The sequence below is a fragment of the Geothrix mesophila genome (assembly GCF_022808835.1).
GTDB classification, from domain to species: domain Bacteria; phylum Acidobacteriota; class Holophagae; order Holophagales; family Holophagaceae; genus Geothrix; species Geothrix paludis.
The window spans coordinates 15,592-27,277 of record NZ_JAKZLD010000005.1 but is presented as its reverse complement, the minus strand read 5'-3'; the positions used below and the strand labels follow the sequence as shown (position 1 = coordinate 27,277).

Annotated in this window: 10 protein-coding genes; 4 read left to right on the top strand and 6 right to left on the bottom strand. The window is 67.8% G+C overall.

Annotation, left to right across the window (positions count from 1 at the left end):
• Positions 1–365: 365 nt before the first annotated feature.
• Positions 366–2,297 carry an acetate--CoA ligase gene (gene acs, locus MLG87_RS14470; protein ID WP_243295805.1) on the bottom strand — a complete coding sequence of 644 codons (1,932 nt, stop codon included), beginning with the start codon at positions 2,295–2,297 and terminating at the stop codon, positions 366–368.
• A gap of 121 nt (positions 2,298–2,418) precedes the next feature.
• Here acs and MLG87_RS14465 point away from each other — a divergent pair, with 121 nt between their 5' ends.
• Positions 2,419–3,060, top strand: a complete 642-nt coding sequence (locus tag MLG87_RS14465; RefSeq protein WP_243295804.1) for a DUF5655 domain-containing protein — start codon at positions 2,419–2,421, stop codon at positions 3,058–3,060.
• A 20-nt stretch (positions 3,061–3,080) separates the two neighbouring features.
• Here MLG87_RS14465 and MLG87_RS14460 read toward each other — a convergent pair whose 3' ends face one another.
• Positions 3,081–4,031, bottom strand: a complete 951-nt coding sequence (locus MLG87_RS14460) for an aldo/keto reductase (RefSeq protein ID WP_243295803.1) — start codon at positions 4,029–4,031, stop codon at positions 3,081–3,083.
• A 25-nt stretch (positions 4,032–4,056) separates the two neighbouring features.
• Positions 4,057–4,539 (bottom strand): Cys-tRNA(Pro) deacylase, encoded by a 483-nt coding sequence (gene ybaK, locus MLG87_RS14455; RefSeq protein WP_243295802.1) that lies wholly within the window; start codon positions 4,537–4,539, stop codon positions 4,057–4,059.
• A 51-nt stretch (positions 4,540–4,590) separates the two neighbouring features.
• Between ybaK and MLG87_RS14450 the strand changes: the two genes are divergently transcribed.
• The gene (locus MLG87_RS14450) at positions 4,591–5,292 is read left to right on the top strand and encodes a hemerythrin domain-containing protein (RefSeq protein ID WP_243295801.1); all 702 of its coding nucleotides are present in this window, start codon (positions 4,591–4,593) and stop codon (positions 5,290–5,292) included.
• On the opposite strand, the gene MLG87_RS14445 is transcribed toward MLG87_RS14450, so the two are convergent.
• The 3 genes from MLG87_RS14445 to MLG87_RS14435 form a co-directional block, all read right to left on the bottom strand.
• Positions 5,289–6,086, bottom strand: a complete 798-nt coding sequence (locus tag MLG87_RS14445) for an arylamine N-acetyltransferase family protein (protein WP_243295800.1) — start codon at positions 6,084–6,086, stop codon at positions 5,289–5,291. The two genes, MLG87_RS14450 and MLG87_RS14445, sit on opposite strands and share 4 nt — an antisense overlap.
• Positions 6,076–6,456, bottom strand: coding sequence for a tautomerase family protein (locus tag MLG87_RS14440; RefSeq protein ID WP_243295799.1), 381 nt, complete (start codon positions 6,454–6,456; stop codon positions 6,076–6,078). Before MLG87_RS14440 ends, MLG87_RS14445 begins: the two co-directional genes overlap by 11 nt.
• Before the next feature lie 72 nt (positions 6,457–6,528).
• Entirely contained in the window at positions 6,529–7,014 is a 486-nt protein-coding gene (locus MLG87_RS14435) for a DinB family protein (RefSeq protein WP_243295798.1), read from the bottom strand.
• A gap of 99 nt (positions 7,015–7,113) precedes the next feature.
• Between MLG87_RS14435 and ggt the strand changes: the two genes are divergently transcribed.
• Positions 7,114–8,820: a gamma-glutamyltransferase gene (ggt, locus tag MLG87_RS14430; protein ID WP_243295797.1), complete on the top strand. Its 1,707-nt coding sequence runs from the start codon at positions 7,114–7,116 to the stop codon at positions 8,818–8,820.
• Positions 8,821–8,985: 165 nt separating this feature from the next.
• On the top strand, positions 8,986–11,562 hold the full coding sequence (acnB, locus tag MLG87_RS14425) for a bifunctional aconitate hydratase 2/2-methylisocitrate dehydratase (protein WP_243295796.1): 2,577 nt from the start codon (positions 8,986–8,988) through the stop codon (positions 11,560–11,562).
• Positions 11,563–11,686: the final 124 nt, after the last annotated feature.

Here is an 11,686-nt window from a genome sequence, read left to right as displayed (position 1 = left end):
AGCAAAGCGAGGCACGGCTCCGCCGAGCCGAGCGCGGGGGCCCGGGGGGAGGCTCCGTGTCCGCGAGCCCTCGGGCGAGCGGGAGCCACGCGTAGCGTGGCGTCAGACGGAGATGCGCAGCGAAGCGGAGCGAGACCTTAGATCCTCGCGGCGCACGCGCTGCGGGGGGACCCCCCGGAGAGCAAAAGCGAGGCACGGCTCCGCCGAGCCGAGCGCGGGAGTCCGGGGGGAGGCTCCGTCTCCGCGAGCCCTCGGGCGGGCGGGAGCCACGCGTAGCGTGGCGTCAGACGGAGGCGCGCAGCGAAGCGGAGCGAGACCTTAGATCCTTGCGGCGCACGCGCCGCGAGGAGAACCCCCGGATAGGGCTAATCCGCGAGCGTGCTCAGATCCCCCGGATCCTGCCCCAGGGCCCAGGCCTTGAGGGCGCGGCGGACGATCTTGCCTGAGCGCGTCTTGGGCAGGCTGGCTCGGATCTCGATGTCCGAGGGGGTGGCGATGCCGCCCAGGTCCTCGCGGACATGGTCCTTGAGGCTGGCGATGAGGCCGGGTCCCGCCTCGACGCCGGCCTTGACCACCACATAGGCCTTGATGCTCTCGCCCTTGATGGCGTCGGGGATGCCCACCACGGCGCTTTCCGCCACAGCCGGATGACGGATGAGCGAACCCTCGATGTCGGCAGTGCCAATGCGGTGGCCCGCCACATTGAGCACATCGTCGGAGCGGCCCAGCACCGCGATGTAGCCATCGGCATCCCGCACGGCCACATCCCCGGCGCTGTAGCAGCCGGGGATGTCACGCCAGTAATCCTCGTAGCGCTTGGGATCGTTCCACACGGTGCGCAGCATGTAGGGCAGCGGGAACTTGATCACCAAAAGACCGCCCTGGCCATCGGGCACGGGACTCCCGTCGCGATTCACCACGGCGAGTTGGGCTCCGGGCATGGGCTTGCCCGCCTTACCCGGCCGGACCTCGAAGGTGGGCAGGGTGCCGATGACGGGTCCGGCGATCTCCGTCTGCCACCAGTTGTCCACCACCTGGCCGTTTCCCTGTCCGACGAGATGCTGCTGGGCCCAGCGGTGGGCTTCGGGGTTCAACGGCTCGCCGGCGCAGGCCAGGAGACGCAGCTTGCTCAGATCAAACTTCCCGGGGGCCTCGGCCCCATGGCTCATCCACATGCGCACGGCCGTGGGGGCCGTGAACATGACGTTCACCCCGAAGCGCTCGCAGAGCTCCCAGGTGACCTCTGGGCTGGGGTAGTCCGGCGCGCCTTCGCGGCACAGCACGGTCGCCCCGATGCTGAGGGGACCGTAGACGATGAAGCTGTGGCCCACGATCCAGCCGATGTCGGAGGTGCTCCAGTAGATGTCCCGCTCCTGGATCTGGTAGAAGGCCTTGCTCAGGTAGTTGACGCCCACCATGTAGCCGCCGGTGGCATGCACCACGCCCTTCGGTTTCCCCGTCGTTCCGCTGGTGTAGAGGATGAACAGGGGATGCTCGGCGTCCACCATCTCGGGCTCGCAGTGGATGTCGCGGCCCTGCTGGATATCGTAGAAGTCCTTCTCGCGCTCGCTGGCGAAGGTCACGAGCGCGTCGCCGGGACGCGATCCGCGGCGGTGGACGATGACGTGATCCACGGTGGTCAGGTCGCGCACGGCCTCATCCACGATGGGCTTGAGGGCGATGGCCTTGCCGCGCCGGTAGGTGAAGTCAGAGCACACCACGACCTTGGCGCCGGCGTCCTCGATGCGGGTGCGCAGGGCCAGGGCGCCCATGCCCGCGTAGACCACGCTGTGGATGGCGCCGATGCGGGCGCAGGCCAGCATGGAGATGATGCCCTCGGGCGTGAGCGGCATGTAGAGGATGACGCGATCACCCTTCTTCACGCCGAGGCGCTTGAGTGTGTTGGCGAAGCGGTTCATCTCGCGGTAGAGGCGGTTGTAGGTGTAGGAGCGCTCGTCGCCGTCCTCGCCCACCCACAGCAGGGCGGCCTTGTTGCGCCGGTCGCTGTGCACGTGGCGGTCGATGCAGTTCACGGTGGCGTTGAGCTTCCCGCCCAGGAACCAGGCGTGGTTGGGGGCGTTGAACTGGAAGACCTCCTTCCAGGGCTCGGCCCAGTCCAGGCCCCGGGCCTTGTCGGCCCAGAAGGCCGCGGGATCGGCCTCTGCCAGGGTCCGCTCCACCTCGTAGTTGATGGCCGCCTGCTTGGCGAGCCAGCCCCTCATCGGAATGGGGGCCTCCCCCTTCTGCAGCGCCTGGATGGTCTTCTGCTGGGTGATGCTGATTTCCACGTCGCTCATGGAGGGCTCCGAGAACGGGGTGAGGTGGATTGGATTGGAAGGTTGGGAGGGAAGGTAGCACGGTCGTGGAACCTGGAACCCATGACAGGGATCACAGCTAGACTTCCGGGCAGGAGCCTCCATGGCCGTTCAATCCCAAGTCCCCTGCCCCTATGACCTACACCCCAGCGTGGCCCACATCCAGGCCATCCTCGCCAACCTCGAGCGGAACTCGGGCCGCGACTTGGCGGCCTGGGTGGCCCTGGCCCGGAAAGCGGCCCCGGCCCACCTCAAGGGCTGCGCCGTCTGGCTGAAGGCCCAGGGTCTCGGCGGCAACCAGGCCGGCCTGGTGGCCCAGAGGGCCTGCGCCGCCCCCGGCCACGCCTTCGACGATACGGCGGAAGGCTACCTCGCTGCCGCACCAGGCTACGTGGATGCCCAGTACGCGGGGAAGAGGGCCGCCCTGCGGCCGCTCTTCGAGGCCATCGTCCTCCGGGCCCGGAGCCTCGGCTCCGACGTGAAGGTCTGCCCCTGCGAGACCATCGTCCCCCTCTACCGGCATCACGTCTTCGCCGAAGTGAAGCCCTTCGCCTCGCGCCTGGATCTGGGCCTGGCGCTGGGCGATCCCGCCACCGTCAGGGACCCCTTCGGGCGGCTCAAGGACACCGGTGGCTTCCCGAAGAAGGACCGGATCACGCACAAGCTGGAGATCACCACGGAGGCGGATCTCGATGGGGTCCAGCCCTGGCTCCGGCACGCCTATGAGCGGGATGTCAAAGCCTGAGCGCTGAGCTCTGGCAAAACTCAGTACCGGCTGGCGGTCTCCAGGGCGGCCATGTCTTCGGCGGTCAGCGTCAGCGATGCCGCGCGGATCAGGCTGTCCAGCTGCTCCAGGCTGGTGGCACTGGCAATGGGGGCGGTGACGCCGGGGTGCGCCATGAGCCAGGCCAAGGCCACCTCCGCGGGCTTGGCCCCGTGCCGCGCGGCCACGGTGTCCAGCGCTCCCAGGATGCGGAAGCCCCGCTCGTTCAGGTAGCCCTTGACCCCCTTCCCCCGCGGGCTCTTCCCCAGGTCCGCCTCGCTGCGGTACTTCCCGCTGAGGAAGCCCTTGGCCAGGCTGAAGTAGGTGATGACGCCCAGCCCCTCGGCCATGGCGAGGTCCCGCAGGGCGCCGTCATAGCTCTGGCGGTCGTAGAGGTTGTACTCGGGCTGCAGCACCTCGTAGCGGGGAAGCCCCTTGGCGGACGCGCTGAGGGCCGCGCCCAGCTGGCCTGCGTCGTAGTTGGAGGCGCCGATGGCCCGCACCTTCCCGGCGGCGATCAACTTCTGGTAGGCGGCGAGGGTCTCCTCATGGGGCGTGCCCGGATCGAACTTGTGGGAGAGATAAACGTCGATGTGGTCCGTCTGGAGACGGCGCAGTGAATCCTCCACCGCGCGCTCGATCCAGGCTGCGGACAGGCCTTTCCGATCCGGCCCCATCTCCATGCCCACCTTGGTGATGAGGACAATCCGGTCGCGGCAGCGGCGGTCCCGCATCCACTCGCCGATGATCGTCTCGGATTCGCCGCCCTGGTTCCCGGGCTTCCAGATCGAGTAGACGTCGGCGGTGTCCAAGGCCTCGAAACCCGCTCCCGCGAAGCGGTCCAGGATCTCGAACGAGGCCTTCTTGTCGATGGTCCAGCCAAACACATTGCCACCGAAAACCAGCGGGGAAATGGAGAGGCCGGTCCGGCCGAGGAGTCGCTTGGTGTGCATCATCGAAACCTCCGAAAGTCGGCGCCTACGGAATCGCCACGTTCACCCGGACGATCTTCAACACCCGCTCCAGATCCTTCGGATCCAGCCCCACGAGGAAGCCGCGGCTGCCGCCGTTGAGGTAGATCTTCGGCAGGTCGAAGATCGTGGCCTCGGCATGGACGGGCATGGCCTTCTTCGTGCCCAGGGGGCTGGTGCCGCCCACCAGGTAGCCGCTGTGGCGGTTGGCCACCTCGGGCTTGCAGGGCTGCACGGACTTCGCGCCGATCTGGCGGGCCAGCTCCTTGGTGCTCACCTCGCGGTCCCCGTGCATGAGGATGATGAGCGGCGCGCCCTTCTCGTCCTCCATCACCAGCGTCTTGACGACCGCGTGCTCGTCCACCCCCAGCTCCCGCGCGCTCACAGCCGTGCCGCCGTGGTCCTCGTAGCGGTAGAGGTGCTCGGTGTAGGGTACGCCCGCCTGCCTGAGCAGCCGCGTGGCGTTGGTGGATGGCGCCTTGGCGCTCATGGCACAACCTTGGTCATGGCACCATGATCCCACGCTCCGGCAGGAGACTCCGTGTCCATCTCACCGCCCGACCCCCTCCTGGCCCTCGCCCTCGTTGTGGTGGCCCTGGGCCTGCTGGACCGACTGGGGCTATGGATGGAGGCCCGCGGCTGGATCTACTGGCGACGGCGGCGGGCGCAGGGCTCCGCCCTGGGCGCCACCTTCCTCGAGCTGCAGAAGATCTTCGAATCAGGGAAGGCCGAGCATGTCATCGCCGCCCAGGCGAATGCCGGAAAGGAGAGCCCGGACCCCATCGCAGGCCACCTGGCGGCGGACCATGCCGAGATCGATGCGCTCTTCGGAGAGGCCCGGATGGCCATGGATCGCAGTCTCCAGCCGGAGGCGCACCGCGCCCTGGACCGGATCTGGATGCGCCTGGCCGTGCACATCCGCGCGGAGCACAAGGCCCTCTTCCCCGCCGTGGCCGAGGCCCGCCCGGACCTGGCGGAGGCCCTCCGGACCCTGCGCGAGGATCATGATTTCTTCATGGCCACCCTGGCCACGGCCGTGAACGCCCTCAAGGGACCCGGGTTGGACTGGGCCGCGGCTCGGACCGCGGCCGAGGCAGTCCAGCGGCGCCTGGCCGCCCATAACGCGCTGGAGGAGGAGCGGATCTACCCCGTGGCCGACCAGCTCCCCGAGGTTCAGAGAAGGCACCTGGCCGGCGAAGTATTGCGGGAACTGGCGGCACTTCCCACGCGCTACGGGGGCTAGCCCCCGAAGGCCCGGAAGCTCGCGCCCTCGGGCACGTCCAGCCCGAAGACTTCCCTCAGGACGGGGATGACCTCTTCCGGCGCCAGCTCGCGGCCATCGATGGCGTCGCCCCGGATCTCGGCATAGGCGCGGTTGCGGAGGATCCGGCGCACCTCGGGGCCCGGGAGCTGGGCCGTGAGGGTGGCCAGGAAGCGGGACTCGGGATGGGTGCTGGTGTAGTGGTTGGCCATCTCGTAGTCCACCGGGAACCGCTCCTCGGCCCGGAACGCGTAGAGGTCCACCCAGGCGCCGTCCTGGAAGCACTGGAGCACGTTCAGCGGCTCCCCATCCGCCTCCTCGACCACGCGGTACCGGCGCTGGAACTGGACATGGGGCTGGCCATCCAGCGGCAGGGGTTGCAGCAGCCCCTCCCCGCCGAAGCCCACGTCGCAGAGCCAGCGGCGGCCCTCCAGCAGCACCAGCAGCAGCATGTGGGTGCGGGGGAGCAGGGCAGTCGCGCCCCGTCGCACCCGGGCCTCGCAGGGGATGACCTCGAAGCCCACCCGCCGCAGCACCGCCAGGAACAGGCCATTCTGCTCGAAGCAGTAGCCGCCGCGACGGCGTTGCACGAGCTTGGCCTTGAGCGAGGCCAGGTCCAGCCGGATGGGCAACCCCATCTGGATGTCCAGGTTCTCGAAGGGGATGGTGGAGGCGTGAGCCAGATGCAGGGCCCGCAGCGTGGCCAGGTCGGGTCGCGGCTCGCCCGCGAAGCCGATGCGCCGCAGGTAGGCGTCCAGGTCGAGATCAGCGGACATACTGGGCTTCACCCTTCCCGAAGGACCAGTCGGCCAGCTCGTTCTCCACCAGGCAGATCATCACGTCCTCGGGACGGAGACCGGGATTCCTTGCCAGGTTCTCCACGATCCGGCGGTACAGCGCCTGCTTCATCTCCACGGTGCGTCCCTTCCGGAGCGTGATCTGGATGGCCACCCACTCCGGCGATCGATCGATGCCCAGGTAATGGGGATCAAAGATCAAGCCTGAGGCATGCTCCGTCAGGATATGGAAGCGGTCGTCGGCAGGGGCGTTCACCGTCGCGGTGAGCGCCTCCTGGACGCCATCCGACAAGGCCTGCCGGTAGGCGTCGCTCACGCCGGAACGATGGGAAATGCGTACGAGAGGCATGGAATCTCCTTCAGGGAGTCGCTCATTCTAGCCGTGGCCGGCGAGGATGTTACGACACTTGGCGACGGAGGTTCAGCGATTGTTCCAGGCCGCCACATTCCGCCGGATCTGGGCGGCGTGGACCTCCAGGTGGGCGGCGTAGTTCCGAAGCCAGTCATCGGTGCCGTAGGAACCGCTGTGCGTGTGACGTCCCATGTGACCCCAGGCCGATTCCGGAAGCCGCTCGAGCGGGGTGATCGTGTGTGCCCTCGCCGCCTCGATCAGCCGCAGGGCCAGCTCCGGATCCGAGGCATGGTAGTCGAAGCGCTGCGCCCACGCGTTCTCGTCGTAGCCCACGATGAGAGGCTCGGGATCCGCCAACAGGAGCCGGATGCGGATGGCGCCATAGGTCTCGGAATCCGCGCAGTGGACCACCACCTCGTGGGCGCTCCACTTTCCCTCGGCGGGCCGCCAGGTGCGGGCCTCCGCCGGCACCTCCTCCCAGACCCGGCGCAGCAGGGCGGGGCCCGTACGGTAACGCAGGAGATGAGCTTCCCGGGTGGCAGCATCGAACGTCATGGGACACCTCGACACCAGCATGGCGCAGCGGGCCCTGAAATGAAGCCTCGACTTGCGAGGCAACCGGGGATTCAATGGGGACCTCTCCCGGAGTTCCCCATGCGCTTCTCGACGCGCCTTCCTGTGGCCTGCCTTGCGCTCTCCGTGGCGGCCCTCTCCCTGCTCGCCGGCGACCGCGTCACGGGCCGGGCCTTCGCCACCCGCTCCGAGGTGGCGGCCCAGCACGGCATGGCCTGCACCAGCCAGGCCCTGGTGACCCAGATCGCGCTCGACATCCTGAAGCAGGGCGGGTCCGCGGTGGATGCGGCCATCGCGGCGGACGCGGCGCTCGGCCTCATGGAACCCACCGGCAGCGGCATGGGCGGCGACCTCTATGCCATCGTGTGGGACGCGAAGACGAAGAAACTCCACGGCCTCAACGGCAGCGGGCGCTCGCCGCAGTCACTCACCCTCGAGCACTTCAAGAAGCTGGGCCTCAAGCACATCCCACCCCAGGGGCCGCTCCCCGTGAGCGTGCCCGGCTGCGTGGACGGCTGGTTCGAGCTGCACCGGAAGTTCGGGAAGCTCCCCATGGCCCAGGTGCTGGCGCCCGCCATCCGCTACGCCAAGGAGGGCTTCCCGGTTTCCGAGCTCATCGCCTACTACTGGGGCCGCAGCGTGCCCGTGCTGGGCAAGTACCCCGGATTCCTCGAGACCTTCACCGTGGACGGCAAGCGCGGCCCCGTGAGCGGAGAAGTGTTCCGCAACCCGCGCCTGGCGAAAACACTGGAGATCCTGGCCCGGGACGGCCGCGATGCCTTCTACAAGGGCGAGATCGCCCGGAAGATCGACGCCTACATGAAGGCCAACGGCGGCTTCCTCAGCTACGAGGACCTGGCGGCCCACCACTCGGACTGGGTGGAGCCCGTCAGCGTGAACTACCGCGGCTACGACGTGTGGGAGCTGCCCCCCAACGGCCAGGGCATCGCCGCCCTCCAGATGCTGAACATCCTCGAGGGCTACGACTTCTCGAAGATCCCCTTCGGCAGCCCGCAGCACGTGCACCTGTTCACGGAGGCCAAGAAGCTGGCTTTCGAGGACCGGGCCAAGTTCTACGCGGACGCGGCCTTCATGAAGGTTCCGCTCTCCTGGCTGCTGTCGAAGGACTACGCGGCCCAGCGCCGCGCCCTCATCGGCGATCGCGCCTCGCGCCGCCTGGAGGCGGGCCACCCGCCCCTGAAGGAAGGCGACACGGTCTACCTCACCACCGCCGATGGCGAAGGCAACATGGTGAGCCTCATCCAGAGCAACTACCGCGGCATGGGTAGCGGCATGACGCCCGGCGACCTGGGCTTCTGTCTCCAGGACCGCGGCGAGCTGTTCAACCTCGAAGAAGGCAACGCCAACACCTACGCCCCCGGCAAGCGGCCCTTCCACACCATCATCCCTGGCTTCATTACCAAGGATGGCCAGCCCTTCCTCAGCTACGGCGTCATGGGTGGTGAGTTCCAACCCATCGGCCACGCGCAGATCGTCATGGACCTCATCGACTTCGGCATGAACGCCCAGGAGGCTGGTGACGCCCCGCGCATGAGCCACGACGGTTCGCCGGAGCCCACCGGCGAGAAGGGGAGGCTGCCGGGTACCATCCAACTGGAAAGTGGCTTCCCATACGAGACGGTCCGCGAGCTGATGAACCGCGGCCATGGCGTGGGCTGGATGTTCGGCGGCTACGGCGGCTACCAGGCCATCCGCTGGGATCCCAGGCAGAAGGTCTACTTCGGTGCCAGCGAGTCGCGGAAGGACGGTCAGGCGGCAGGCTACTAGGAATTAGCCCCGAAGTTAGCCCCCACAACAGCGCCGGTGGGCGCTCCCCAGAGCGGCCCATGTAGAATGGACCTGGCGGGAGTCTATGCCTGCCCTCTGCGGGGGATGGTGCCCCGCCAAAGTCATATCGTTCGCGCCAAGCGGCGTTTCCTGGGGGAGTTGACCGTGCTGCAAGCCTATCGCCAACACGTTGCCGAGCGTGCCGCCCTCGGGATCCCGCCCCTGCCGCTCACCGAGGCTCAGACCGACGAGCTCACCCACCTGTTGGCCAATCCCCCCAAGGGCGAAGAGGCCTTCCTTCTCGACCTGCTGACCCACCGCGTGCCCGCCGGCGTGGACGACGCCGCCCGCGTGAAGGCCGCCTTCCTGGCCGCGGTCGCCAGCGGCAAGGAGAAGGTGGCTCTGGTCTCGCGCGAGAAGGCCACGGAGCTGCTGGGCACCATGCTGGGCGGCTTCAACGTCAAGCCCCTCATCGACCTGCTGGACGATGCCACCGTGGGCGGGATCGCCGCGGAGGGTCTCAAGAAGACCCTGCTGGTCTTCGATGCCTTCGCGGACGTGAAGGCCAAGGCCGACAAGGGCAACCAGAATGCCCAGACCGTGCTGAAGTCCTGGGCCGAAGCCGAGTGGTTCACCAGCCGGCCCGAGGTGCCCCAGAGCCTCACGCTCACCGTGTTCAAGGTGACCGGCGAGACCAACACCGACGACCTCTCCCCCGCGCCCGACGCGTGGAGCCGCCCCGACATCCCGCTCCACGCCCTGGCCATGCTGAAGAACGCCCGGCCCGGCATCAATCCTGACGACCCGGGCAAGGTGGGCCCCCTCAAGCAGCTCGAGGCCCTGAAGGCCAAGGGGAACCTGGTGGCCTACGTGGGCGACGTGGTGGGCACCGGTTCCTCCCGCAAGTCCGCCACCAACTCCGTGCTGTGGTTCACGGGTGAGGATATCCCCTTCGTGCCCAACAAGCGCTTCGGCGGCGTGTGTCTCGGCACCAAGATCGCCCCCATCTTCTACAACACCATGGAAGACGCCGGCGCCCTGCCCATTGAGCTGGACGTCAACGGCATGGAGATGGGCGACGTCATCGAGCTGCGTCCCTACGAAGGCAAGGCCCTGAAGAACGGGAAGGTCATCGCCGAGTTCAAGGTGAAGTCCGACGTGATCTTCGACGAGGTCCGCGCCGGCGGTCGCATCCCCCTCATCGTGGGCCGCGGCCTGACCACCAAGGCCCGCGCGGCCCTGGGCCTGCCCGCCTCCACCGCCTTCCGCCTGCCGGCCGTGCCCAAGGACACGGGCAAGGGCTTCTCCCTGGCCCAGAAGATGGTGGGACGCGCCTGCGGCGTGAAGGGCATCCGCCCCGGCACCTACTGCGAGCCCAAGATGACCACCGTGGGTTCCCAGGACACCACGGGCCCCATGACCCGCGACGAGCTGAAGGACCTGGCCTGCCTCCAGTTCTCCGCCGACATGGTGATGCAGTCCTTCTGCCACACCGCGCCCTATCCCAAGCCCGTGGACGTGAAGACCCACCGCGAGCTGCCCCCCTTCATCACCAACCGCGGCGGCGTGTCCCTGAAGCCCGGCGACGGCGTCATCCACAGCTGGCTGAACCGCCTGCTCCTGCCCGACACGGTCGGCACCGGCGGCGACTCCCACACCCGCTTCCCCATCGGCATCTCCTTCCCCGCGGGCTCGGGCCTGGTGGCCTTCGCCGCCGCCACGGGCGTCATGCCGCTGGACATGCCTGAGTCCGTGCTGGTGCGCTTCAAGGGTGAGCTGCAGCCCGGCGTCACCCTGCGCGACCTGGTGAACGCCATCCCCTACTACGCCATCCAGCAGGGGCTGCTCACCGTCGAGAAGAAGGGCAAGAAGAACATCTTCAGCGGCCGCATCCTCGAGATCGAGGGCCTGCCCAAGCTGAAGGTGGAACAGGCCTTCGAGCTGACGGACGCCTCCGCCGAGCGCTCCGCCGCAGGCTGCACCGTGCGCTTGGACAAGGAACCGATCATCGAGTACATGACCTCGAACATCACGCTCATGAAGTGGATGATCGCCAACGGCTACGAGCACCGGGAGACGCTGGAGAACCGCATCAAGGCCATGCAGGCCTGGATCGCCAAGCCCGAGCTGCTGGCCCCCGACGCGGACGCGGAATACGCCGCCGTCATCGAGATCGACCTCGCGGACGTGAAGGAGCCCATCGTGGCCTGCCCGAACGATCCGGACGACGTGAAGCTGCTATCCACCGTGGCCGGCGACACCATCGACGAGGTGTTCATCGGCTCCTGCATGACCAACATCGGCCACTTCCGCGCCGCCGGGAAGCTGCTGGACGGTAAGACCGACCTCTCCACCCGCCTCTGGATCGCCCCGCCCACCAAGATGGACGCCTACATCCTCACCCAGGAGGGCTACTACGGCATCCTCGGCCGCACCGGCGCCCGCATGGAGATGCCCGGCTGCTCGCTGTGCATGGGCAACCAGGCCCAGGTCCGCAAGGGCAGCACGGCCATGTCCACCTCCACCCGCAACTTCCCCAACCGCCTGGGCCTCGACACCCGCGTCTACCTGGGCTCCGCCGAGCTGGCCGCCATCTGCGCCCTCCTCGGGAAGATCCCCACGGTGGAGGAGTACAAGGCCCAGATCGGCATCGTGGACGCCAAGGCGAAGGACATCTACCGCTACATGAACTTCGACCAGATCGCGGACTTCCGCGAAGTGGCCGACACCGTCCAGGTCTAGCTTTTTGCCCCGGATGAACACAGATAAACACGGATGAGCCGGAGCCGATCCGCGTTCATCCGTGTTCATCTGTGGCAATGGGATTCTTTTGTGCTAGTCTCATCAGTTCTTGACCACCTTTCGG